The organism is Schlegelella aquatica (genome assembly GCF_026013905.1).
Taxonomy (GTDB): domain Bacteria; phylum Pseudomonadota; class Gammaproteobacteria; order Burkholderiales; family Burkholderiaceae_C; genus Caldimonas; species Caldimonas aquatica.
Map to the genome: position 1 here is coordinate 1,112,814 of NZ_CP110257.1, position 23,597 is coordinate 1,136,410.

At 69.1% G+C, this 23,597-nt stretch carries 20 protein-coding genes; 15 read left to right on the forward strand and 5 right to left on the reverse strand.

Translation table 11 applies throughout. The features are described 5' to 3' along the window. Positions 1-42 precede the first annotated feature (42 nt). Entirely contained in the window at positions 43-2,448 is a 2,406-nt protein-coding gene (locus tag OMP39_RS05050) for a DNA translocase FtsK (RefSeq protein WP_425340661.1), read from the forward strand. After that, on the forward strand, positions 2,448-3,053 hold the full coding sequence (lolA, locus tag OMP39_RS05055; protein ID WP_425340662.1) for an outer membrane lipoprotein periplasmic chaperone LolA: 606 nt from the start codon (positions 2,448-2,450) through the stop codon (positions 3,051-3,053). The genes OMP39_RS05050 and lolA overlap by 1 nt, the downstream gene beginning before the upstream one ends. Positions 3,054-3,086: 33 nt before the next feature. Here lolA and metG read toward each other — a convergent pair whose 3' ends face one another. Then, on the reverse strand, positions 3,087-5,150 hold the full coding sequence (metG, locus tag OMP39_RS05060; protein ID WP_264893705.1) for a methionine--tRNA ligase: 2,064 nt from the start codon (positions 5,148-5,150) through the stop codon (positions 3,087-3,089). Positions 5,151-5,426: 276 nt separating this feature from the next. On the opposite strand from metG, the gene apbC reads away from it, so the two are divergent. From apbC to OMP39_RS05085, 5 genes are read left to right on the forward strand one after another with little or no spacing between them, the layout of a single operon-like run. After that, on the forward strand, positions 5,427-6,518 hold the full coding sequence (gene apbC, locus OMP39_RS05065; protein WP_264893706.1) for an iron-sulfur cluster carrier protein ApbC: 1,092 nt from the start codon (positions 5,427-5,429) through the stop codon (positions 6,516-6,518). An 11-nt stretch (positions 6,519-6,529) separates the two neighbouring features. Further along, positions 6,530-7,015: a DUF3305 domain-containing protein gene (locus OMP39_RS05070; protein WP_264893707.1), complete on the forward strand. Its 486-nt coding sequence runs from the start codon at positions 6,530-6,532 to the stop codon at positions 7,013-7,015. Next, entirely contained in the window at positions 7,012-7,704 is a 693-nt protein-coding gene (locus tag OMP39_RS05075; RefSeq protein ID WP_264893708.1) for a DUF3306 domain-containing protein, read from the forward strand. Before OMP39_RS05070 ends, OMP39_RS05075 begins: the two co-directional genes overlap by 4 nt. Then, positions 7,625-9,751 (forward strand): 4Fe-4S binding protein, encoded by a 2,127-nt coding sequence (locus tag OMP39_RS05080; protein WP_264893709.1) that lies wholly within the window; start codon positions 7,625-7,627, stop codon positions 9,749-9,751. The genes OMP39_RS05075 and OMP39_RS05080 overlap by 80 nt, the downstream gene beginning before the upstream one ends. Continuing rightward, entirely contained in the window at positions 9,748-10,380 is a 633-nt protein-coding gene (locus OMP39_RS05085; protein ID WP_264893710.1) for a TorD/DmsD family molecular chaperone, read from the forward strand. The genes OMP39_RS05080 and OMP39_RS05085 overlap by 4 nt, the downstream gene beginning before the upstream one ends. 32 nt (positions 10,381-10,412) lie before the next feature. Here the strand turns inward: OMP39_RS05085 and OMP39_RS05090 are convergent, their stop codons facing one another. Then, entirely contained in the window at positions 10,413-12,395 is a 1,983-nt protein-coding gene (locus OMP39_RS05090; RefSeq protein ID WP_342454877.1) for a sensor histidine kinase, read from the reverse strand. 44 nt (positions 12,396-12,439) lie between these two features. After that, positions 12,440-13,834, reverse strand: a complete 1,395-nt coding sequence (locus tag OMP39_RS05095; protein WP_264893712.1) for a sigma-54-dependent transcriptional regulator — start codon at positions 13,832-13,834, stop codon at positions 12,440-12,442. Between the two features lie 438 nt (positions 13,835-14,272). Here OMP39_RS05095 and OMP39_RS05100 point away from each other — a divergent pair, with 438 nt between their 5' ends. From OMP39_RS05100 to OMP39_RS05130, 7 genes are all read left to right on the forward strand, one after another. Continuing rightward, complete coding sequence (locus OMP39_RS05100) at positions 14,273-14,479, forward strand: formate dehydrogenase (protein WP_264893713.1); 207 nt, start codon at positions 14,273-14,275, stop codon at positions 14,477-14,479. 165 nt (positions 14,480-14,644) lie between these two features. After that, positions 14,645-17,614, forward strand: a complete 2,970-nt coding sequence (locus OMP39_RS05105; protein ID WP_264893714.1) for a formate dehydrogenase subunit alpha — start codon at positions 14,645-14,647, stop codon at positions 17,612-17,614. Between the two features lie 23 nt (positions 17,615-17,637). Beyond that, a complete protein-coding gene (fdh3B, locus tag OMP39_RS05110; protein WP_264893715.1) occupies positions 17,638-18,282 on the forward strand; it encodes a formate dehydrogenase FDH3 subunit beta in 645 nt (214 codons plus the stop codon). Next, positions 18,279-18,515 carry a hypothetical protein gene (locus tag OMP39_RS05115; RefSeq protein ID WP_264893716.1) on the forward strand — a complete coding sequence of 79 codons (237 nt, stop codon included), beginning with the start codon at positions 18,279-18,281 and terminating at the stop codon, positions 18,513-18,515. The genes fdh3B and OMP39_RS05115 overlap by 4 nt, the downstream gene beginning before the upstream one ends. A gap of 83 nt (positions 18,516-18,598) precedes the next feature. Next, the gene (locus OMP39_RS05120; protein ID WP_264893717.1) at positions 18,599-19,741 is read left to right on the forward strand and encodes a formate dehydrogenase subunit gamma; all 1,143 of its coding nucleotides are present in this window, start codon (positions 18,599-18,601) and stop codon (positions 19,739-19,741) included. A gap of 23 nt (positions 19,742-19,764) precedes the next feature. Further along, positions 19,765-20,130, forward strand: a complete 366-nt coding sequence (locus OMP39_RS05125; protein WP_264893718.1) for a hypothetical protein — start codon at positions 19,765-19,767, stop codon at positions 20,128-20,130. Between the two features lie 124 nt (positions 20,131-20,254). Continuing rightward, positions 20,255-21,112, forward strand: a complete 858-nt coding sequence (locus OMP39_RS05130; RefSeq protein WP_264893719.1) for a formate dehydrogenase accessory sulfurtransferase FdhD — start codon at positions 20,255-20,257, stop codon at positions 21,110-21,112. Positions 21,113-21,154: 42 nt separating this feature from the next. On the opposite strand, the gene OMP39_RS05135 is transcribed toward OMP39_RS05130, so the two are convergent. Continuing rightward, a complete protein-coding gene (locus OMP39_RS05135; protein WP_264893720.1) occupies positions 21,155-21,682 on the reverse strand; it encodes an Mpo1 family 2-hydroxy fatty acid dioxygenase in 528 nt (175 codons plus the stop codon). A 224-nt stretch (positions 21,683-21,906) separates the two neighbouring features. Here OMP39_RS05135 and dcd point away from each other — a divergent pair, with 224 nt between their 5' ends. After that, positions 21,907-22,476: a dCTP deaminase gene (gene dcd, locus OMP39_RS05140; protein ID WP_264893721.1), complete on the forward strand. Its 570-nt coding sequence runs from the start codon at positions 21,907-21,909 to the stop codon at positions 22,474-22,476. Between the two features lie 382 nt (positions 22,477-22,858). On the opposite strand, the gene OMP39_RS05145 is transcribed toward dcd, so the two are convergent. Further along, on the reverse strand, positions 22,859-23,581 hold the full coding sequence (locus tag OMP39_RS05145; protein WP_264893722.1) for a ferritin-like domain-containing protein: 723 nt from the start codon (positions 23,579-23,581) through the stop codon (positions 22,859-22,861). Positions 23,582-23,597: the final 16 nt, after the last annotated feature.

Here is a 23,597-nt window from a genome sequence, read left to right on the forward strand (position 1 = left end):
CGGCGGGCCGGGTGGAGCCCGCGCTTGCCGCACAATCCGTCCATGGCTTTTCCTCTCGGATCCCTCGGGGGCGATTCCGCCTCCGCTGCCACTGCGTCTTCGTCGTCCGCCGCGTCCGCCCGCAGCTCCGCGGGCGCTTCACGCCGGCGCAAAGCGGCCACCGCGGCCCCGGAAGCGGCGCCGGTGCCGCGATGGAAGCTGCAGGTGCAGGTCTTCTTCGGTGCGATCGGCTTGTTGCTGCTGTTCATCGCGATGCTGACCCACACGGGGGGCGACGCGGCCTGGTCGACCTCGGGCGACGGCGCGCCGGTGCGCAATGCGGTCGGTGTGCTCGGGGCCTGGGCGTCGGACCTGCTGTTCTTCTTCTTCGGCTTCTCGGCCTGGTGGCTGGTGCTGGTGGCCCTTCGGGCATGGCTGGGCGCGTTGGCTCGGCTGCTGCGCGGCGCCGAGGAGGCGCCGGGCGCGGAGGCCGCTCCCCATCATCCCGCCTGGTTCTTCTGGGTGGGGCTGGCCGTGCTGATGGCTGCCAGTTGCAGCCTGGAGTGGACCCGGCTCTATCGTTGGGAGTCGCACCTGCCGGGACATGCCGGCGGCGTGCTGGGCCATGGCCTGGGTCAGCTCAGCGTCAAGCTGCTGGGCTTCCTCGGCTCGGGGGTGTGGTGGATCTCGCTGCTGGTGGTCGGCATGGCGATGGCGCTTCAGTTCTCCTGGCTGCGGGTGGCGGAGCGGCTCGGTGCCTGGATCGAGAGCTGGCGCCAGCGCCGCGAGGAGCGCCGCGAGTTCCGCGAGGACCTGCGCCTGGGCGAAAAGGCGATGAAGGAGCGCGAGCAGGTCGTCGAGGTCGAGCGCCAGGTCATCGAGGACCACGCGCCGATCGTCATCGAGCCTCCGGTGGTGGAGGTGCCCAAGTCCGAGCGCGTCATCAAGGAGCGTCAGAAGCCCTTGTTCACCGAGCTGGCCGACACCAAGCTGCCGCAAGTGGACCTGCTGGACGCCGCGCCGGGCAAGCTCGAGACGGTCACGCCGGAGACGCTGGAGATGACCTCTCGGCTGATCGAGAAGAAGCTCAAGGACTTCGGCGTCGAGGTGCGGGTGGTCGCGGCCTCGCCCGGCCCGGTCATCACCCGGTACGAGATCGAGCCGGCCACCGGCGTGAAGGGTTCGCAGATCGTCAATCTCGCCAAGGACCTCGCGCGGTCGTTGAGCCTGGTGAGCATTCGCGTGGTCGAGACGATCCCGGGCAAGAACCTCATGGCGCTGGAGTTGCCCAACGCGAAGCGTCAGACCATCCGGCTGGCGGAGATCCTGGGCTCCCAGGCCTACAACGACGCGCAGTCCATGCTCACGCTCGGGCTCGGCAAGGACATCGTCGGCGCCCCGGTGGTGGCCGATCTGGCCAAGATGCCCCACCTGCTGGTGGCGGGCACCACCGGTTCGGGCAAGTCGGTCGGGATCAACGCGATGATCCTGTCGCTGCTGTACAAGGCCGAGGCCCGGGACGTGAGGCTCATCCTCATCGACCCCAAGATGCTCGAGATGGCGATGTACGAGGGCATCCCCCACCTGCTCGCGCCGGTCGTCACCGACATGAAGCAGGCCGCCAACGCGCTCAATTGGTGCGTGGGCGAGATGGAGCGCCGCTACCGCCTGATGAGCAAGCTGGGCGTGCGCAACCTGGCCGGCTACAACAAGAAGATGGCCGAAGCCGCCGAGCGCGGCGAGAAGATCCCCAACCCCTTCAGCCTCACGCCCGAGGAGCCGGAACCGCTGGACCGGCTGCCGTACATCGTCGTCGTGATCGACGAGCTGGCCGACTTGATGATGGTGGTCGGCAAGAAGATCGAGGAACTCATTGCCCGGCTTGCCCAGAAGGCGCGGGCTGCGGGCATCCACCTCATCCTCGCGACGCAGCGGCCGAGCGTGGACGTGATCACCGGCCTCATCAAGGCCAACATCCCGACGCGCATCGCATTCCAGGTGTCGAGCAAGATCGACAGCCGCACCATCCTGGATCAGATGGGTGCCGAGACGCTGCTGGGGCAGGGCGACATGCTCTACCTTGCGCCGGGGACGGGCCTGCCGGTGCGCGTGCACGGGGCGTTCGTCTCGGACGACGAGGTCCATCGGGTGGTGGAGTACCTGCGCAGCCAGGGCGAGCCGAACTACATCGAGGGCATCCTCGAGGGCGGCACGCTCGAAGGCGAGGGCGGGCCGGGGGGCGAGCCGGGTGCCGCCGGGGCCGACGGCGAGGCCGACCCGCTCTACGACCAGGCGGTGCAAGTCGTCTTGCAGCACCGGCGCGCCTCGATCTCGCTGGTGCAGCGGCATCTGCGCATCGGTTACAACCGCGCCGCCCGGTTGCTGGAACAAATGGAGAAAGCCGGGCTCGTATCGGGCATGGCTTCCAACGGAAACCGGGACATCCTCGTTCCCGCCCGCGACGAATGATGAGAAAACTGCTGATCGCCGCGCTGTGGGGCGTGGCCGCTCCCGCGTGGGCCGACGCGGTGGACACGCTCAAGAGCTTCGTGCAGGACGTCAAGAGCGGCCGGGCTGCTTTCACGCAGACGGTCACTTCGCCGGACGGCGCACGGAAGCGCACGAGTCACGGCCGCTTCGAGTTCGTGCGGCCCAATCGCTTCCGATTCGAGTACGCCAAGCCGTTCGAGCAGGTGATCGTGGCCGACGGGCAGAAGGTCTGGCTGTACGACACCGACCTCAACCAGGTCACCGTGCGGCCGATGAACCAGGCCCTGGGGGCCACGCCGGCCGCACTGCTGGCGGGCGGCTCGCTGGACAAGGACTTTGCCCTCAAGCCCTTGCCGGACCGCGACGGGTTGCAGTGGGCCGAGGCGCAACCTCGCCAGAAAGACAGCCCGTTCCAGTCGGTGCGGATCGGCTTTCGCGGCAAGGAGTTGGCGGCTCTCGAGATCGTCGACAACTTCGGGCAGCGATCGCTGCTGGCCTTCTCGAACGTGGAGGCGAACGCGAATCCGCCCGCAGAGCAGTTCCGCTTCACGCCGCCCAAGGGGGCGGACGTGCTGGAGCAGTAGCCGTAGCGGGGCCGGCTCGGCCGGCCGCAGCGCTCAGCGCACGCGCATGCCGGGCTCCGCACCCGGCCAGGGCTGGAGCACGTAGATGCCGGGGTTGGCCTTTTCGTCGGCGTGCGAGGCGGCCAGCACCATGCCTTCGCTCACCCCGAACTTCATCTTGCGCGGTGCGAGATTCGCCACCATGACGGTGAGCTTGCCGACCAGATCCTGCGGCTTGTAGGCCGCCTTGATCCCGCTGAAGACATTGCGCAGGCGTCCCTCGCCGACGTCCAGCGTGAGGCGCAGCAGCTTCTCGGAGCCTTCGACCAGCTGGCAGTCCACGATCTTCGCGATGCGAAGGTCGATCTTGGCGAAGTCCTCGATTGCGATGGTGGGGGCGATCTCCTCTCCGCCGGGCATGGGCGCGGCCGGCGCGGGAGGCTCGAACAGCGCGTCCAGCAGCTTGGGGTCGACTCGCTGCATCAGGTGCTGGTAGGTGCCGATGGCGTGGGCGCCCAGCGGGCGATCGACGTCCGCGAAGGTCAGCGGCTCGATCTGCAGGAAGCCTTCGACCCGGGCGGCGACGGCCGGCAGCACGGGCTTGAGGTAGATGGTGAGCAGGCGGAACGCCTCGATGCACACCGAGCAGACCTGGTGCAGGCGCTCGTCCTCGCCCTGCTGCTTGGCCAGCTCCCACGGCTTGTTCTGGTCCACGTACTCGTTGACGCGGTCGGCCAGCAGCATGATCTCGCGCAGCACTTTGCCGAACTCGCGCTCCTCGTAGAGCCGCTGCACCTCCTGCCGCGCGGCGCGCAGGCCGTCGAGCAGTTGGCGGCCGTCGCCGGCAAGCCGCTCCGTCAGCCGGCCGCCGAAGCGCTTGGCGATGAAGCCGGCCGCGCGGCTGGCGATGTTGACGTACTTGCCCACGAGGTCGCTGTTGACGCGGGCGACGAAATCCTCCGGGTTGAAGTCGACGTCCTCGACCTTGGCGTTGAGCTTGGCCGCGATGTAGTAGCGCAGCCACTCGGCGTTCATGCCGAGCGAGAGGTACTTGAGCGGGTCGATGCCGGTGCCGCGGCTCTTGCTCATCTTCTCGCCGCTCACCGTGATGAACCCGTGCACGAAGACGTTGGTGGGTGTCTTGCGGCCCGAGAAGTGCAGCATCGCGGGCCAGAACAGCGTGTGGAAGTAGGTGATGTCCTTGCCGATGAAGTGGTACTGCTCGACCTCGGGGTCGGCGATGAACTCCTCGAACGAGCGCACCTCGCCGTACTTGGCCTTGGGGCCGCCCTTGTCGAAGTAGTTCTTGAGCGAGGCCAGGTAGCCGATGGGCGCGTCCAGCCAGACGTAGAAGTACTTGCCGGGCGCGTCCGGGATCTCGATGCCGAAGTACGGGGCATCGCGGGAGATGTCCCAGTCGGCCAGCCCGCCGTGGCCGTGCTCGTCGATCGCGAACCATTCCTTGATCTTGTTGGCCACCTCGGGCTGTAGCTTGCCGTCCTGCGTCCATTGCTGCAGGAAGTCCAGGCAGCGCTGCGAGGAAAGCTGGAAGAAGTAGTGCTCGCTCGACTTCATCACCGGCGTGGCGCCGGTGAGGGTCGAGTAGGGGTTCTTCAACTCGGTGGGCGAGTACACCGCACCGCAGACTTCGCAGGAGTCGCCGTACTGGTCCTTCGCACCGCACTTGGGGCACTCGCCCTTGATGTAGCGGTCCGGCAGGAACATCTGCTTGACCGGGTCGAAGAACTGCTCGATGTGGCGCGTGTAGATGAGCCCGTTCTTGCGCAACGCCAGGTAGATGCTGCGTGCCAGCTCGGTGTTCTCGGGGCTGTCGGTGGAGTGCCAGTTGTCGAAGCTGATGTGGAAGCCTTCGAGGTACTGCTTGCGCCCGGCGGCGATGGAGGCGACGAACTCCTGCGGCGTCTTGCCCGCCTTCTCGGCGGCGATCATGATCGGTGCGCCGTGCGCGTCGTCGGCCCCGACGAAGTGCACCTCGTGGCCCTGCATGCGCTGGAAACGCACCCAGATGTCGGCCTGGATGTACTCCATGATGTGGCCGATGTGGAAGTGCCCGTTGGCATAGGGCAGGGCGGTCGTGACGAAGAGCTTGCGGGGCATGTTCGGGTACCTCTCGAGGAAACGCCGGGCCCTCGGCTGTCGCAGGCCCTCGACGGGGAGGACAGGGGGTGCGGCGCTGCGGCCCGTCCCCGGCGCCTGCCGGGCGCCGGTCAGGGAAAACCCAGATTCTAGGGACGCCAGCGCAGCGTGCGCGTCTCTTGCTGGGAATATCGCTGCCCGCAGGCCCGCGCCGCTGCGCGCTGGCACCTGGCAACAGGGTTTGATGCAGCCTGCTAGACTGGCCTGTCAAGTCCGATTCGAACAAGCACTGACCCGATGGCTGTGACCGAACAGGCCCTGCTCGACGCGCTGCGCGGCGTCGTCGACCCCAACACCAGCAAGGACTACGTCTCGACGAAGGCCTTGCGCAACCTGCGCGTCGAAGGCGGTGACGTGTCGTTCGACGTGGAACTCGGCTATCCCGCCAAGAGCCAGGTCGCGGCGCTGCGCAAAGCCCTCATCGCGGCGGCGCGCAGTGTGCCAGGCGTCGAGAACGTGAGCGTGCAGATCGCCACCCGCATCATCGCGCATGCGGTGCAGCGGGGCGTGCAGCTGCTGCCGAACGTGAAGAACATCATCGCGGTGGCCTCCGGCAAAGGCGGCGTGGGCAAGAGCACGACCGCCGTGAACCTGGCGCTCGCGCTGGCCGCCGAGGGCGCCCGGGTGGGGATTCTCGATGCCGACATCTACGGGCCGAGCCAGCCCATGATGATGGGGATCGACGCACGCCCGGAAAGCGCCGACGGCCAGACGATGGAGCCGCTGGAGAACTACGGGGTCCAGGTGATGTCGATCGGTTTCCTGATCGAGCCCGACAACCCGATGATCTGGCGCGGGCCGATGGCCACGCAGGCGCTGGACCAGCTGCTGCGGCAGACCAACTGGCGCGATGTGGACTACCTCATCGTCGACATGCCCCCCGGCACGGGCGACATCCAGCTCACGCTGAGCCAGCGCGTGCCGCTCACGGGGGCGGTCATCGTGACCACCCCGCAGGACATCGCGCTGCTCGACGCGCGCAAGGGCCTCAAGATGTTCGAGAAGGTGGGCGTGCCCATCCTGGGCGTGGTGGAGAACATGGCGGTGCACGTGTGCTCGAAGTGCGGTCATGCCGAGCACATCTTCGGGGCCGAGGGCGGCAAGCGGATGGCCGCCGAGTACGGGGTCGACTACCTCGGGGCTTTGCCGCTGAACCTCTCGATCCGTGAACAGACGGACTCGGGGCGTCCGACGGTCGTGAGCGAGCCGGACGGCGAGATCGCGGCCCTCTACAAGGAGGTCGCGCGCAAGGTGGCAGTGAAGGTCGCGGAGCGGGCGAAGGACTACTCGGCCAAGTTCCCGACCATCACCATTTCCAAAGGCACCTGAAGGGGGCGTCGATGGAGCGGCCGTCCGTCCAAGTGGCCGTGGTGCTGGAGCGCGAGGCGCGGCCGAACGCCTGGGAAGACTGGCGCTTCCGCATCGTCGAGGTGGTCGAGCAGCAGGAAGCCTTCGGCACCGAACCGAGGTTGTTGTTCGACGACGACAAGTGCTCGCGCTGGATGTTCCCGGCTCATACGGTGGAACTTTTCCGCGACGAGGGCGAGGGGTACTACCTCAATCTCACTTCGGGCCAGCCGGTGTGGTTCGTGATGTGGCGCGTCGATGAGGCAGACCCCTCGCGCGCTGCCGTCGAGGCGATCACGCTGTCGTACAACGAGGCCGGACGCTGGCTGGACGCCCAGGAGCGGGTGGACAACGTGCCGCTCCAGCCGCACCTCGTGGCTTGGCTCGAGGCGTACACGGCGCAGCACTACAAGCCCGAGCCCAAGCGCCGGCAGCGCCCGGCGTCGTTCCTGTCGCCCGATGAGAGGGGACGCCGGTGACGGCCGAGGAGAACTTCTTCAGCCGCTGGGCCCGCCGCAAGGCGCAGGTCGCGCGCGGCGAGGCGCCGCCCGAACCGCAGGCTCCGGCCGAGGCCGGGCCCCCACCGCAAGGGCCGAGCGCCCCGGCGGACGCGACGGCGCCGGCGGCACCCGGGCCCACGCCCGCGCCCACGCCTGGGGGCGCACCCGTCTGTGCGCCCGGGGCGGCCGAAGAGCCGCCTCCCACGATGGAAGACGTCGAACGCTTGACGCCCACCTCGGACTACTCGCGCTTCGCGCGCGAGGATGTGGACGAGGACGTGCGCCGGGCGGCCTTCCGCAAGCTCTTCAGCGATCCGCATTTCAACCGGATGGACGGGCTGGACGTGTACATCGACGACTACTCCAAGCCCAACCCCATTCCCCCCGCCATGCTGCGCAAGATGGTGCAGTCGCGGCTGCTCGGCCTGTTCCGCGACGAGGACGGGACGGGCCAGGCCGGCGCGGGCGCCGAAAAGCCCTTGCCCCCTGCGGGAAGCGCGGATGGCGCCGTCGGGCAGGACGTGCCACAGTCCGGGGTGGCGTCTCCCACACTGCCCGGTGACGCCCCGGGCCTTGCAGTACCCCACGATGAAGACGCTGCTGTGCAATTGCAACCGGACGATGCCGCTCGACGGCCAGGCACTGAGCCGGGCCCTGGGGTCGGATGAGGCGACCGTCCACACGACGCTGTGCCGTCGCGAGGCCCCGGCCTTCCAGCACGCGGCCCGCTCGGGCGACGACCTGCTCGTCGCCTGCACGCAGGAAAGCCGCCTCTTTCTCGAACTGAACGACGCCACCGAAGGGGCCGCCCCCGTCACCGAGCGGCCCATCCGCTTCGTGAACATTCGCGAGACGGGTGGGTGGTCGAAGGACGCTGCCGCTGCGACACCCAAGATCGCGGCGCTGTTGGCTGCGGCCCAGCTGCCCGACCCCGAGCCGGTGCCCACGGTGAGCTATCGCAGCGTGGGGCGCTGCCTGGTGATCGGCCCCGCCGAGGCGGCCGAGGGGGCGGCCGATCTGCTGGCCGACAAGCTGGACGTGACCCTGCTGGTCGAAGGCCGTGGAGGCGGCTTGCCTCAGCGGCGCGAACGCGCCGTCCATGCGGGCCGGCTGCTGCGCTTGACCGGCTGGCTGGGCGCCTTCGAGGCCACGTGGGAGAGCGGCAACCCCATCGACCTCGACCTGTGCACGCGTTGCAACGCCTGCATCGAGGCTTGCCCGGAGGGCGCGATCGACTTCAGCTACCAGATCGACCTCGAGGCCTGCCGCTCCCATCGGGACTGCGTGAGGGTGTGCGAGGCGGCCGGCGCGATCGACTTCCAGCGCGAGGCTCAGACCGTCACAGAGGCATTCGATCTCGTGCTCGACCTGGGCGCGCAGGCGCGGTTCACGATGCACCAGCCGCCGCAGGGGTACTTCCACGTCGGCGGGGACTCTTCCAAGCTGTTGCAGGCGGTGGTGCAGCTGCGCGAGCTGATCGGCGAGTTCGAGAAGCCGAAGTTCTTCCAGTACAAGCAAAAGCTCTGCGCGCACAGCCGCAACGAGAAGGTCGGATGCGACGCCTGCATCGAGGTGTGCTCGGCTCGGGCCATTGAGTCGCAGGCTGCGACGACCGGCGGCATACGCGTGGAGCCGCATTTGTGCGTGGGCTGCGGGGCGTGCACGACGGTGTGCCCGAGTGGCGCTCTGGGGTATGCCTACCCGAACACGGTGGACCAGGGCCGGCGGCTGCGCACCTTGCTCTCCACGTATGCGAAGGCCGGCGGGGCGGCGCAGGCGCCTGCGGCGCTGCTGATCCACAGCGAGAAGTCCGGTGCCCGCGTCATCGAGGACTTGGGGCGCGCAGCTCGAACGGACGCGGCCATCCGCGGCGTGCCGGCTCGAGTGTTGCCGGTGGCGGCGTGGCACACGGCGAGCATTGGTTTGGACCTCTGGCTCGCGGCGATCGCCTACGGCGCGTCGGACGTTTGGGTCCTGCTCACGCAGGAGGAGGCGCCCGAGTACCACGAGGCGCTGGCCCAGCAGGCGGCGGTGGCGAACGCCATCCTCGAAGGACTGGGATACGGTGGGGAGCGCGTGCGGCTCTTGCGGGCGCGCGACGCGCGGGATTTGGCCGCCCTCGACGCCGAGCTGCACCGCCCCGCTCGCGCGGCGGTGCGGCAGGCCGCGGGTTTTGCAACGCAGTCCGACAAGCGCTCGACGCTGGAGTTGGCCATCGATCACCTGGTGGCGCACGCTGCGAGTGTGCCGGAAGCGATTGCGCTGCCGGCCGCCGGGACGCCTTTCGGTGCAGTGCGGGTGGACACCGAACGGTGCACGCTGTGTCTGAGCTGCGTGGGCGCGTGCCCCGAGTCGGCCTTGGCCGACAACCCCGAGCGGCCGCAGCTGCGCTTCATCGAGAAGAACTGCGTGCAGTGCGGGCTGTGCGAGGCCACATGCCCCGAGCAGGCCATCACGCTCCAGCCGCGCCTGTGGCTCGCCGATGGGGGCAAGGCCCGCAAGCTGCCCCGCGTGCTGCACGAGGTGGAACCGTACCGCTGCGTGCGTTGCGGCAAGCCCTTCGGCACGCTGAAGGCCGTCGAGGTCATGATCGGCAAGCTTGCGGGGCACGCGGCCTTCCAGGGCGCGGCGCTGGAGCGGCTCAGGATGTGCGGCGATTGCCGCGTCGTGGACATCTACACCAACCCGAACGAAGTCAGGATCACCGACCTATGAGCGCCGGCGCCGTTCAACCTCTCACGTTTTCCGCCTCGGACGGCAGCGAGGAACTGGCGCGCGCCGAGTTGTACGGACTGCTCGCTCGGCTGTACCTGGCGCCTCCCGACGAAGCGCTGCTCGCCCAGTTCGAGGTCGCGGTGACGCAGGCGCCGCAGGAAGGGGCCTTCCTCGAGCGGCCCTGGGAGACGCTGGTGGCGGCGATGCGTGAGACGACGCCCGAAGCCGCGGCCGAGGAGTACGACGCGCTCTTTCAGGGGCTGGGCAAGCCCGAGGTGCTGTTGTACGGCTCCTACTACCTGGCGGGGTTCCTGAACGAGCGGCCGCTCGCGGTGCTGCGCAGCGACTTGGCCCGACTCGGGCTGGAACGCGATGCCGCGGCCTCGGAGACCGAGGACCACGTCGCCTGCGTGTTCGAGGTGATGCGCTACCTCATCGCCGGCGACGACGTGGAGGTGTGCAACCTCGAGCAGCAGCGCCGTTTCTTCCGTGCCCATGTGCAGCCGTGGGTCGAGCGCATGTGCGAAACGCTCGCGGCGCACCCGGCCGCCCGGCTTTACCGGGCGGTGGCGCTTTTCACGCAGGCCTTCGTGCAGGTCGAGACGCAGGCCTTCGACATGATCGAGTGACGCCAGGGCGCGCCCCCGCCCCCGCGGGCAGCTCACCCGGCGGGCGCGAGTGCCCCCGGCGCTCCATCGCCGGGCAGCAGCACCGTGAACCGCGCACCGTGCGGGCTCGCGTTGTCGGCGCGGATGTCCCCGCCATAACGCTCCACGATGCTGCGGCTGATCCATAAGCCCAGTCCCGTGCCGTCCTTCTTGCGGGTGACGAAAGGCTGGAACAGTTCGGCGCGCAACTCCTCGCTCAGGCCGGGCCCGGTGTCCTCCACCTCGATCGCGGCGCCTCGGGAGTCCCACGCACGGGTGCGCAGCGTCAGACGCCCACCCTCGGGCATGGCCTGCACGGCGTTGACGAGCAGGTTGATCAGCACCTGCTGCAACTCCTGGCGGTTGATCGCCACCGGGCGCGGCGAGCCGAACTCGCGGTGCACCTCGATGCGCGTTTTGGCGAGCAGGTGGTTGACCAGCACCAGGCTCGCCTCGAGGGCCTGCTCCACGTCCACCGGCTCGACGTAACCCGCATACTCGCCGGGCCGGGCGAACTGCAACAGCTGCGTGACGATGAGACGCATGCGTTCGACCTGTTCGTCGATCAGCCGCAGCTCCGCGTGCACGCGCGAGGCCTCGGAGCCGAGCAGCTCGCGCACCAGGTCGAGGTTGCCTTGGATCACGGCGATCGGGTTGTTCACCTCGTGCGCGATGCTCGCCGTGAGCTGGCCGATGGCCGCGAGCTTCTCGCTGCGCACGAGCTGCTCCTGCGCATGCTGCAAAGAGGCATTGCTCTCCTCCAGGTCGCGCGTGCGCTCGGCCACCTTGGCATCGAGTTCCTCGGCCCAACGCTGCAGGGCGCGGGTCTTCTCGTCCACCACGTCGAGCAGATGGTCCAGGTGCCCAGCCAGCCGCGCGAGTTCGTCTTCGTTCGCCAGCCGGCCCACGCGCGCGTCGGCGCGGCCGTGTTCGACCGCCTGCATCGTGGCAGCCATGCGCTCGATGGGCCGGAAGATCGCCCGGGCCCAGCGCAACGAGACCCAGGCGGCGGCGATCATCACGGTGAAGAAGATTGCGCCGATGCTGGCGAGCGCGCCGTACTTCACCCAGGTGAACGGCCGCTCGAGGTATCCCACATACAGCATCCCGACGCGTTGCCCGTGGCGGTCGAGCAAGGGCTGGTAGGCCGACACGTACCAGTCGTTGACGACGAAGGCGCGATCGAGCCAGGTGCTGCCGCGGCCCAGCACCGCATCGCGCACCGCCTGCGAGACGCGGGTGCCGATCGCGCGTTCGCGCCCGAAGAGCCGCACGTTGGTGCTGATGCGCACGTCGTCGAGGAAGAGGGTGGCCGTGCCCTGGCTGCCGAAGGGCAAGGAGCCTTCGGGATACACGATCTCGTTGAGGTGGTCGATGAAGGCGAGGTTGCGGTTGAGCAGCACGCCGCCGCGCAGGTAGCCCACCCGGCGGCCGTCGGCCCCGTGGACCGGGGCCACGGCCAGGATCACCAGTGCGCGGTCTTCCTCGCGGCGGTCGGTGGGCGCCGCGTTGGGGGTGGGCACGAGGGTGATGCCCAGGCGCGGCAACAGCGAGGGGGCCAGCTCTGCGAGCGCCTCACGGTCGAGCCGCTCCACGCTGGCCGTCGGGCCGAGCGTGCCGGACGGCACCGCGACCGGCCGCACGCCCGGCTTGCCGTCGCCGGCGATCCAGCGGCCATCGGGGGCCACGAGGTTGAGGAACTCGAGCGAGGCGCGACGTTTGCCTTCGTCCAGCAGGGCCGTGAGCTCGGGGCCGCCGCCGCGTTGCAGCGCCACGTGCAGGCGGTGGGACTGCGCGACCGCCTCGGTGCCGCTGGCCACCTCTGCGAGCACGCGCTCGAAGTAGCCCTGGGCGACCGCGAGGTCGCTGCGCACTTTCATGATGAGCAGCCGGTCGATCGCTTCGTTGCCCCACAGGAGCAGCAGCAGGCCCAGGAGCGGCAGCACGCCGGCCAGCGGCAGCAGCACCAGCGCCAGCAGCTTCTGACGGATCGACAAGCGGCGCAGCCTCGCGCCTGCTCGTGGCGGCCATGCCCCGGCGCTCATCCCTGCTGCGTCCACTCCGCCACGCGCCGCTGCAGCGTGCGGCGGGAGATGCCGAGCAACTGGGCTGCGCGGGTCTTGTCGCCGTGCACCGACTCGAGCACCGCGAGGATGTGGCGCTTCTCCAGCGTCTGCAGGTCGGTGGTGCCCGACTCCCACACCGCCGGGCGCGAGGCCCCTCCCGGCAGACCCTGGTACAGCGCCGAGACGTTGAGCGACCCGAGGATGAGCGAGCGCTCGATCAGGTTGCGCAACTCGCGCACGTTGCCGGGCCAGTCGTACTGGCGCAAGTACGCGAGCTCTTCGTCGCTGACGCGGATGGGCTCCACGCCGAGCTGAGGTGCGAGCAGCTCGATGAAATGCTGCACCAGGGCCGGGATGTCTTCCTTGTGCTCGCGCAGAGGCGGCAGCGTGATCTCGACCACCTGCAGCCGGTAGTACAGGTCCTTGCGGAACCGTCCGGCGGCGACTTCCGCGGCCAGGTCGCGGTTGCTGGCGGCGACGATGCGCACGTCCACCGGGATCTGCTGCTCGCTGCCGACCGGGCGGATCTTGCGATCGTCCAGCACGCGCAGCAAAGCGGTCTGGAGCGGCATCGGCAGATCGCCCACCTCGTCGAGGAAGAGGGTGCCGCCCTGGGCATAGTAGAAGAGCCCGTCACGGCTCTTCGTGGCGCCGGTGAAGGCGCCCTTCGCATGGCCGAACAGCTCGCTTTCGATCAGCTCGGGCGACATCATCGCGCAGTTGACCGGCACGAAAGGACCTTCGGCCCGTGCGCTCGCCTGGTGCAGGAAGAGGGCCGCCAACTCCTTGCCCGTGCCCGATTCGCCGGTCAGCAACACCGTGCTTTGCACCGCGGCCACCCGCTGCAGCGCGTCCATCAGCCGGCGCATGCGCTCGGAGCGGCCGACGAAGTGGGGCGAGGCCGACCGGCGCTGCGATTCGGCGCGACGCAGCACGTAGTTCTCACGCGCGAGCCGCGCCCGCTCCACGCAGTGCTTGACCGCGTTGAGCAACTGCGTCACTCGAAACGGCTTGAGGATGAAGTCGGAGGCGCCGGCGCGCAACGCCTCGATCGCCGTGTCAAGATCGGCGAAGGCCGTGATGAGGATCACCTCGCCCGAGAACCCGTGCTCGCGCAACTCGCGCAGGAACGCGAGCCCGCTCTTGCCGGGCAGCGTGATGTCCAGGATCACCAGGTCGAAGCGATGGCTGCGCACCAGCGCCTCGGCCTGCTCGGCGCTTTCCGCGCCCATCACCTGTGCGCAGCGGCTGGCCAGCGTCTTTTCGAGAAAGTGCCGCATGCCCGGTTCGTCGTCGACGACCAGAACCGAGCTGTGTCGCCAACCGTCACCGAGCCGGTCGGCGGAGGAGGGGTAGGCAAGAGCGTTCACCGGGGTCCAAGGCTACCGAAAAATCGACTGTCCTGCTCGGGTACTCGGACGGCGACACGTTGCGGCGGCTTGGCGCTTGCGCAGCGCCTTCTCGGCCGCTGCGACAAGTTGTCGCAGCGGCGGGCGTCAATCTGTCGCGGCAATGGCAGGCCGAAAACGCCGCTGGTGCGACGCCTGCGTGAGCTCTTGCCAGGGCGTGCCTCAGCGGGCCGCAAACCGTGGCGCCCGCCGCCGCGTGGTTGGCACGGGATCTGCATCGCGCCGCGCCCTCTCTCGTCGTGCGGCGCTGCACCAATCGCCCCTGAGCCGCAGCGAGACTAGGGTATGCACCAGTCTGCATAGGAAAGTGAGTCAAAGCCCGTCGCGGGGGATACGATACGTCACTGAGGCGGGCACGAGCAGTCCCCAGGTGCGCGCCGGAAGTCCGAGGAGAGGACCATGAGCCAAGCTCAGGAGAAGTTGACGCGCCGGCGGTTGTTTGCAGGCGCTGGAGCGGCCGGTGCCCTTGCCGCTGTGGCGGCCGCCTTGCCCAGCCGGCCCGCCCAGGAGCAGACGCCTCCTCAGGCTGAAAACACCGCCGAGGCCCGCGAAGGCTACCGCCTGACCGAGCACGTGCAGCGCTACTACCAGACCGCGCGGGTCTGAGCGCCCCCGCACCGGCAGTTCGTTGGTCGGGCTGCGCAGCCAGGGCGCTCTGAAGGCCCCCACCGCTGCAACTGCGCAGACGCCACTGCCCCTGCGACGCACCCCCGCCCCGCGCGTCCTCCTCATTCACGCTTGCCAGGCACCCAGCCCACGCCAGGAGCCCGTATGTTGCTCACCCGCAAGACCTCTTCCGCTGCTGCCACGAGCGCGTCCCCGACGCTGGTCCACAGCCTCGCCCGCGGCCTCTCGCGCGCCGTTCCCACGATGGACCGGCGGGCCTTCCTGCGCCGCTCCGGCCTCGGCCTCGGGGCCGGTCTGGCCGCGTCGCAACTGACCCTCGTGCGCAAGGCCCACGCCGCCGATGCCACCAAGCCCGCCGAGGGCGGCTCGACCAAGGTGGAGGTCAAGCGCACGGTGTGTGGCCACTGCTCGGTGGGGTGTGCCATCGACGCGGTGGTCGAGAACGGCGTGTGGGTGCGTCAGGAGCCCGTGTTCGATTCGCCGATCAATCTCGGCGCGCATTGCGCCAAGGGCGCGGCCGTGCGGGAGCACGGGCATGGCGAATACCGGCTCAAATACCCGATGAAGCTGGTGGGCGGCAAGTACCAGCGCATCACGTGGGACCAGGCCCTCAACGAGATCTCCGCCAAGCTGCTGGAGATCCGCAAGCAAAGCGGCCCCGACGCGCTGTTCGTCATCGGCTCGTCCAAGCACAACAACGAGCAGGCCTATCTGCTGCGCAAGTGGGTGTCGCTATGGGGCACCAACAACTGCGATCACCAGGCCCGCATCTGCCACTCCACGACCGTCGCCGGCGTTGCGAACACGTGGGGCTACGGCGCGATGACGAACTCCTACAACGACATGCAGAACTCCAAGGCGGCGCTGTACATCGGCTCCAACGCCGCCGAGGCGCACCCGGTGTCGATGCTGCACATGCTGCACGCCAAGGAGAACGGCTGCAAGATGATCGTGGTCGATCCGCGCTTCACTCGCACCGCGGCCAAGGCCGACGAGTACGTGCGCATCCGCTCCGGCACCGACATCCCGTTCCTGTTCGGCGTGCTGTACCACGTGTTCAAGAACGGCTGGGAGGACAAGAAGTACATCGAGGACCGCGTCTGGGGCATGGACAAGGTCCGCGAGGAAGTGTTGGCCAAGTGGACGCCGGACAAGGTCCAGGAGGTCTGCGGTGTGGACGAAGCCACCTGCTACAAGGTGGCCGAGATCATGGCCAAGAACCGTCCCAGCACCGTCGTGTGGTGCATGGGCCAGACGCAGCACACCATCGGCAACGCGATGGTGCGTGCGTCGTGCATCCTGCAACTGGCGCTCGGCAACATCGGCGTGTCGGGCGGCGGCGCCAACATCTTCCGCGGCCACGACAACGTGCAAGGCGCGACCGACGTCGGCCCCAACCCCGACTCGCTGCCGGGCTACTACGGTCTGGCCGAAGGGGCCTGGAAGCACTTCGCCGCCGCCTGGGGCGTGGACTTCGAGTGGATCAAGAAGCAGTACGCCCCCGGCATGATGACCAAGTCGGGCATGACCGTCTCCCGCTGGGTGGACGGCGTGCTCGAGAAGAACGAGCTGATCGACCAGGACTCCAACCTGCGCGCGCTGTTCTTCTGGGGCCACGCGCCCAACTCCCAGACGCGCGGCCTGGACATGAAGCGGGCGATGGACAAGCTCGACTTGCTGGTGGTGGTCGATCCGTTCCCCTCGGCCACGGCCGCCATGGCCGCGATGCCGGGCAAGCCCGAGGACCTCAACCCGAACCGGTCGGTCTACCTGCTGCCGGCCTGCACGCAGTTCGAGACGTCGGGCTCCTGCACGGCGTCCAACCGCTCGCTCCAGTGGCGCGAGAAGGTCATCGAGCCGCTGTGGGAGTCGCGCACCGATCACATGATCATGTACCAGCTCGCCGAGAAGCTCGGCTTCGGCAAGGAGCTGGTCAAGAACTACAAGATGGTCAAGGGCAAGGGCGGCATGCTCGAACCCGAGACGGAGTCCATCCTGCGTGAGATCAACCGCAGCGTCTGGACCATCGGCTACACGGGCCAGAGCCCCGAGCGCCTGAAGGCGCACATGCGCAACATGCATGTGTTCGACGTCAAGACGCTCAAGGCCAACGGTGGCGTCGACAAGGAAACCGGCTACCAGCTCGACGGCGACTACTTCGGGCTGCCGTGGCCGTGCTATGGCACGCCCGAGCTCAAGCACCCGGGGTCGCCCAACCTGTACGACACCTCCAAGCACGTGATGGACGGCGGCGGGAACTTCCGCGCGAACTTCGGCGTGGAGCGCGATGGGGTGTCGCTGTTGGCGGCCGACGGCTCGTACTCCAAGGGGGCCGACATCACCACCGGCTACCCCGAGTTCGACCACGTCCTGCTCAAGAAACTCGGCTGGTGGGACGAACTCACCGACGAGGAGAAGAAGGCCGCCGAGGGCAAGAACTGGAAGACCGATCCCTCCGGCGGGATCATCCGCGTCACGATGAAGAACCACGGCTGCCATCCCTTCGGCAATGCCCGGGCGCGCGCGGTGGTGTGGAACTTCCCCGACCCGATCCCGCAGCACCGTGAGCCGCTTTACTCGCCGCGCGCCGATCTGATCGAGAAGTACCCGACGCACGACGACAAGATGGCCTTCTGGCGTCTGCCCACGCTGTACAAGACGGTGCAGCAGCAGAACAAGGACATCGGCAAGACCTTCCCGCTCATCATGACCTCGGGCCGCCTGGTGGAGTACGAGGGCGGCGGCGAGGAGACGCGCTCCAACCCGTGGCTGGCCGAGCTGCAGCAGGAGATGTTCGTCGAGATCCACCCGGCCGCCGCCAACGACCGCGGCATCCGCAACGGCGACGCCGTGATCGTGAAGACGCCCACCGGGGCGCAGCTGCGCGTCCGGGCGCTGGTGACCGAGCGCGTGGCGCGCGACACGGTGTTCCTGCCATTCCACTTCTCGGGCCACTGGCAGGGCGTCGACCTGCTGCGCTACTACCCCGAAGGTGCTGCGCCGGTCGTGCGAGGCGAGGCGGTCAACACCGCGACGACCTACGGCTACGACAGCGTGACCATGATGCAAGAGACCAAGACGACGGTCTGCCAGATCGAGAAAGCCACGGCCTGACCCGGCGCTGAGGAGACAACCCCATGGCTCGAATGAAGTTCATTTGCGACGCCGAGCGCTGCATCGAGTGCAACGGCTGCGTCACCGCGTGCAAGGCCGAGCATGACGTCCCGTGGGGCGTGAACCGCCGCAGGGTGGTCACGCTCGACGACGGCGTGCCGGGCGAGCGCAGCATCTCGGTCGCGTGCATGCATTGCAGCGATGCGCCTTGCATGGCCGTGTGCCCGGTGGACTGCTTCTACCGCACCGAAGAAGGTGTGGTGCTGCACAACAAGGACATCTGCATCGGCTGCGGCTACTGCTCGTACGCCTGCCCGTTCGGCGCCCCGCAGTTCCCGAGCAACGGCACGTTCGGACTGCGCGGCAAGATGGACAAGTGCACCTTCTGCGCCGGCGGCCCCGAAAAGAGCGGCTCGCAGGAGGAGTACGAAAAGTACGGCCGCAACCGCCTGGCCGAGGGCAAGCTGCCGGCCTGCGCCGAGATGTGCTCGACCAAAGCCCTGCTCGGAGGCGACGGCGACGTGGTGGCGGACATCTTCCGCACGCGCGTGCTCAAGCGGGGCAAGGGCAGCGAGGTGTGGGGCTGGGGCACGGCCTACGGCAAGCCGAGCGCCGGCGCCTCGCAGCCGGCGCCCGTCCCGCCCGCCACCACAGGAGCCAAGTCATGAAGGTCAGAGCCTCGATCGCGTGCGCCGCCCTGGCCGCGGCGGCCTTGCTCGGCGCCTGCGGGGAGCGCCCGCAGACTGCGCAGGCGCCCCAGAAGCGGGGCGACACCCCGGCTTGGCAAGGGGCTTCCAATCCGTACGTCGCCAGCGGCTGGAAGCCGGGCGACGCCGCGAGCTGGGAGCAGCACATGCGCCGCCGCGCGCAGGGACAGAACGACTACTCGCGGGCGAATTGAGGATGGAGCGAGGCGAACGACGCGCAGCCGGGAGTCGGCAGCCCGTCGGCCGGCCCGCAGCCCCCGCGGCGTAAGGAGACGAGATGCTCGCCCTGATTTCACGTCTGATCGTGGCCGCCAGCCTCGCCTGGCCGCTGAGCGTGCCGGCGCAGCAGACGCCCGGTGCCCCCGCCCCGGCCGCGCCGGCCGCCGCCGCGCCTGCCACACCCGCCGCCCCCGGCGAGCCGCGGCCCGACGAAACCAATGCCGAGCGCGCGAAGAGCCAGCCCGGCAACAACGCACCGTTCTGGCGTGCGGTGCGCGAGTCGGGCGAGCAGGCCGGCTACACCAGCCTGCCCGCCCCCGAGGCGGGTGTGCTGATCCAGCGCATGGTGCAGTATCCGGGCTCCTTGCGCACCACGGCCGGAGAGGCGTGGCGCCAAGTGCGCAACCAGTGGATCGTGCCCTATGGCGCAGCCCTGCTGCTGATCGTGCTGCTGGCCGTCGCGTTGTTCTACTGGCGTCGCGGCCCCATGGGGACGCACGAGCCGGACACCGGCCGTCTGATCGAGCGCTTCACCTACTTCGAGCGTGCCGCGCACTGGACCAACGCCATCGCCTTCTCGGTGCTGGCCGTTTCGGGCCTCGTGATGGCGTTCGGCAAGTTCTTCCTGCTGCCCGTCATCGGCGGCACGCTGTTCGGCGGCCTGACCTACCTGCTCAAGAACCTGCACAACTTCGCCGGGCCGCTGTTCGCGGTGTCGCTGGTCGTGGTGATCCTCACCTTCGTGCGCGACAACCTGCCCCGCCGGGCCGATCTGGTCTGGCTGGCCAAGGGCGGGGGGCTGTTCTCCGGGGGGCACGTGCCCTCGCATCGGTTCAACGCCGGTGAGAAGCTCCTGTTCTGGGGCGGTGTGTTCCTGGTCGGCCTGGTGACCGTGGGCTCGGGCCTGGTGCTGGACAAGGTCCTCCCGGGCCTGGAGTACACGCGCGGCACGATGCAGGTGGCCCACATGATCCACGCGGTCGCCGCGATCGTCATGATGGCGATGTTCATCGGCCACATCTACATGGGCACGGTGGGCGTGAGGGGCGCCTATCGCGCGATGCGCACCGGCTACGTGGACGAGACCTGGGCCAAGGAGCACCATGAGCTCTGGTACGAGGACATTCGCGCAGGGAAGATCCCGGCGCAGCGCAGCCGCCCGGCCGAGGCCCCGGCACGCGTGACGCCCCGCCAGGCCTGACGAACCACCGCGCAGAGGAACGCATGACACGACTCCTGATCGCCTGTGCGGCCGCCGTGGTGACGGCCGCTGCCCATGCCAAGCTGCCGCCGCCCAGCCCGGAGGCTGCGGCCAAGGCCGCCGAGGCCAAGGCCAAGGCCGACCACACCGCCAAGGTGGATGCCTACAAGCTCTGCGTGTGGCAGGACAAGGTCGCCGCGCACTACCGCGCCTCGGTGAAGGCGGCCGGCAAGGAGGCGAAGCCGCCCGTCCAGACCGCCGCGTGCACAGACCCCGGCCCCTATCAACCGCCGCCGCCCATCGAGCAGTCGGGCGCCCACGCCCCGGCGGCCACGGCCACCCAGCCGCCGAGCACCCCCCAACCGCAGTCGGCTGCACCCAAGCAGTGACCGGCACGGCGGCAGGCGCCGCCCGCGCAGCCGCAAGGGTCGCCCCGGAGTCGCTTCGCAGCGGCCCGGCCCGCCAGGGTATCGTGTGGGGCGGCGCCCGCCGCTGCCGCTTGCACACCGATCCATGAACGCTCCTGATTCCCGACGCCCGCTGCTCAGCAGCGCCAGTACCCGCTTCACGCATCGCGCCGCCGTCTTCGACGAGTTCGGCCACGAGCGGCAGGTCGAGATGCCGGCCGAACGGGACCTCACCCTGTACCTCGACAAGCGCGAACTGGTCACGCTGATGACGATGGGCGCCCACCCGGAACTGCTCGCCCTGGGCTATCTGCGCAACCAGCGGCTGGTGCCCGACGTCGGCCACATCGCCTCGATCCAGGTGGACTGGGACGTCAACGCCTGTGCGATCACCACCCGAGGCGGCGTGCCGGACCTCGAAGCCCGCACCGCCCGGCGGATCGTGACGACCGGCTGCGGCCAAGGCACGGTGTTCGGTAGCGTGATGGACGAAGTCGAGTCATTGCGGCTGCCGGCCACGCGCCTGTCGCAGGCGGCGCTCTACACCCTGCTCGACGTGATCCGCCGCCATGAGACGGTCTACAAGTCCGCAGGCTCCGTCCACGGCTGCGCGCTGTTCCACCAGGAGCAGATGCTGATCTTCACCGAAGACGTGGGCCGCCACAACGCGCTGGACGCGATCGCCGGCTGGATGTGGCTCGAGGGCGTGGAAGGCGAGGGGAAGATCCTCTACACCACGGGCCGCCTGACCAGCGAGATGGTGATCAAGGCCGCGCAGATGGGCGTGGCCGTGGTGATCTCGCGCTCGGGCATCACCGAGATGGGACACCGGCTGGCCGAGCGGCTCGGCATGGCGCTTTTTGCCCGGTGCACCAACCGGCACTTTCTGCTCTACAGCGGCCGCGAGCGCTTCGACGCCCAGCCGGAACTGGCCGGCACGCCGCCCGCTGAAGCCCGCGCTTGAAGGCGGCTCGCAAGGGGAGCCCGGCGGTGCCGCGCGGGCGGTTCAGGAACGGGCGTTCGCCAGGTCGCGCAGCATCGTCGGGCCGGCCCGCTTCTCGATCTCGTGCAGCATCTCGCGGTTCCAGCCGAGCGCGAACATGGCCTCGGCCACCACGAACATCGGGCCCACCAGCAGGCCGACCAGGTCGTCGACGAAGGCGGGCTTGCGCCCTTCGTAGTAGTGGCCGATGAACTGGATCACCCAGCCCACCACGAAGGCGCCGATGCCGCTCGCCAGCCACACGAACGTGCTTTGCTGGCCGAGGGGCTGGCCGAGCGCGATCAGGACGCCGATCGCCACGCTCACCGCCACCCCGAGCACCAGGTGGCGCGTGACATACCACACCGCGGCGACCGCGAACACCAGCCACGCCGGCGTGAGCAGCCAGGGGCCGAACTGGAACTGGGGCCGGCCGAGCAGGACGCCCACGGCGAACACGATCAAGGGGACGCCGACGAAATGCGTCGCGATGTTGCGACGGTCGCGGTGGTACTCTGCGTACTGCGTCAGCAGGTCGAGGGCCTTGCGCATGAGACTCTCCTCTGGACGGCCGGTCACGGCCGCGTCACATTGCAATGCTAGGACGTTTGACCCGCGGATGACTGCAAGAATCCGCAGAAATGTCGTGCGGTTTGTCTCGGCACTTTCCCTAGGCGGGGGAGCGGCCGGCATCGCGCTGCCGCGCCTCGGTGGGCATGGGGGAGGGCGGTCGGCGGGGCCCCTACAATCGCACGACCTTTCCTGGGGCAGGCCCGATGAGCATCAAGAGCGACAAATGGATCCGGCGCATGGCCGAGCAGCACGGCATGATCGAGCCCTTCGAGCCGTCGCAGGTGCGCTATGCGGCCGACGGCCACAAGATCGTGAGCTACGGCACCAGCAGCTACGGTTACGACATCCGTTGCGCCAACGAGTTCAAGATCTTCACCAACATCAACTCGACCATCGTCGACCCCAAGGCCTTCGATGAGAAGAGCTTCGTGGACTTCGTCGGCGACGTATGCATCATCCCGCCCAACAGCTTCGCGCTCGCCCGCACGGTCGAGTACTTCCGCATCCCGCGCAACGTGCTCACCATCTGCGTGGGCAAGAGCACCTACGCACGCTGCGGCATCATCGTCAACGTGACGCCCTTCGAGCCCGAGTGGGAGGGCTACGTCACCCTCGAGTTCAGCAACACCACGCCGCTGCCGGCCAAGATCTACGCCGGTGAGGGCTGCGCGCAGGTGCTGTTCTTCGAAAGCGACGAGGTCTGCGAGACGAGCTACCGCGACCGCGGGGGCAAGTACCAAGGCCAGCGCGGCGTGACGCTGCCCAAGACCTGAGGCCCGGCGCCCGGCGCCCGGCCGCCCGAAGCCGGGCCGTCACCCCCGCGGGGGGTGGGGCGTATGCCCCGGGGGCGACGATATAAGGCCCGGCGCCCGGCCGCCCGAAGCCGGGCCGTCACCCCCGCGGGGGGTGGGGCGCACGCCCCGGGGGCGACGATATAAGGCCCGGCGCCCGGCCGCCCGAAGCCGGGCCGTCACCCCCGCGGGGGGTGGGGCGTATGCCCCGGGGGCGACGATATAAGGCCCGGCGCCCGGCCGCCCGAAGCCGGGCCGTCACCCCCGCGGGGGGTGGGGCGTATGCCCCGGGGGCGAAGACATAAGGCCCGGCGCCCGGCCGCCGCGGTCGCCCCCGCACCGCACGGGCCGCATGGGCCGCGCCTCAAGTGGCCTCGCGGGCCACCGCCTCCCGCAGCCAGGTCTTCACCTGCCCGAGGTGCGCCTCCTCCTGCGTGAGGGCCGCCCGGAAGGTCTCGGCCATCTCGTCATGGCCGGTCTGCTCGGCCAGCGAGATGAGCAGTTCCCAGCTCGCGTGATCGGCCAGTTCCGCCATCAGGATCGCGTTGAGGCACTGGGCCACGGTGGTGCGCGGGTCGGTGAGCGTCTGCACGAGGCCCATGCTGGCCACGGCCGAGACGTCCGCGCAGGGCGTCTGCGCGGTCGGATCGGCGCCCAGGTTCTCCAGCGTGGTCTGCAGCAGCAGGAAGTGGCGCGCCTCGTCCTCGCGGATCTCGCGCAGGGCCTCCAGCGGCGGCACGAACGCACCGTCGGCGGCGAGCTGGCACTTGGTGATGAGCGCCTCGTAGAGCCGCACACCGGTTCTCTCGAACGCGAGCCGTTCGCCCAGCTTGTCGATCAGCACCTCGGGCTTCTCGCCCTTGAGCTTGGCCATGCCGGTGGTCAGCACGCCCTTGACGGTGCCGGGCAGGGGGACGGAGCCGACGCGGTCCGCCTCGGTGATCGCCTCGCCGCGAATGGCGGCGAAGCTCTTGCCCTCGGGCAGGGTCTCGGGTGCGGCCAGGGCGGCCTCGGCCATGCGGCTCACATCCACCGGCGACATCTTCGCGCCGGTGCGGTTCATCCCCATGTGGGTGGTGTTGTGCATCGCGGGTCTCCCGGGT

Coding starts and splice junctions, on each gene's coding strand:
- OMP39_RS05050 (WP_425340661.1), top strand. CDS start 43: ATGGCTTTTCCTCTCGGATCCCTCGGGGGCGATTCCGCCTCCGCTGCC.
- lolA (WP_425340662.1), top strand. CDS start 2,448: ATGAGAAAACTGCTGATCGCCGCGCTGTGGGGCGTGGCCGCTCCCGCG.
- metG (WP_264893705.1), bottom strand. CDS start 5,150: ATGCCCCGCAAGCTCTTCGTCACGACCGCCCTGCCCTATGCCAACGGG.
- apbC (WP_264893706.1), top strand. CDS start 5,427: ATGGCTGTGACCGAACAGGCCCTGCTCGACGCGCTGCGCGGCGTCGTC.
- OMP39_RS05070 (WP_264893707.1), top strand. CDS start 6,530: ATGGAGCGGCCGTCCGTCCAAGTGGCCGTGGTGCTGGAGCGCGAGGCG.
- OMP39_RS05080 (WP_264893709.1), top strand. CDS start 7,625: ATGAAGACGCTGCTGTGCAATTGCAACCGGACGATGCCGCTCGACGGC.
- OMP39_RS05085 (WP_264893710.1), top strand. CDS start 9,748: ATGAGCGCCGGCGCCGTTCAACCTCTCACGTTTTCCGCCTCGGACGGC.
- OMP39_RS05100 (WP_264893713.1), top strand. CDS start 14,273: ATGAGCCAAGCTCAGGAGAAGTTGACGCGCCGGCGGTTGTTTGCAGGC.
- OMP39_RS05105 (WP_264893714.1), top strand. CDS start 14,645: ATGTTGCTCACCCGCAAGACCTCTTCCGCTGCTGCCACGAGCGCGTCC.
- fdh3B (WP_264893715.1), top strand. CDS start 17,638: ATGGCTCGAATGAAGTTCATTTGCGACGCCGAGCGCTGCATCGAGTGC.
- OMP39_RS05115 (WP_264893716.1), top strand. CDS start 18,279: ATGAAGGTCAGAGCCTCGATCGCGTGCGCCGCCCTGGCCGCGGCGGCC.
- OMP39_RS05120 (WP_264893717.1), top strand. CDS start 18,599: ATGCTCGCCCTGATTTCACGTCTGATCGTGGCCGCCAGCCTCGCCTGG.
- OMP39_RS05125 (WP_264893718.1), top strand. CDS start 19,765: ATGACACGACTCCTGATCGCCTGTGCGGCCGCCGTGGTGACGGCCGCT.
- OMP39_RS05130 (WP_264893719.1), top strand. CDS start 20,255: ATGAACGCTCCTGATTCCCGACGCCCGCTGCTCAGCAGCGCCAGTACC.
- OMP39_RS05135 (WP_264893720.1), bottom strand. CDS start 21,682: ATGCGCAAGGCCCTCGACCTGCTGACGCAGTACGCAGAGTACCACCGC.
- dcd (WP_264893721.1), top strand. CDS start 21,907: ATGAGCATCAAGAGCGACAAATGGATCCGGCGCATGGCCGAGCAGCAC.
- OMP39_RS05145 (WP_264893722.1), bottom strand. CDS start 23,581: ATGCACAACACCACCCACATGGGGATGAACCGCACCGGCGCGAAGATG.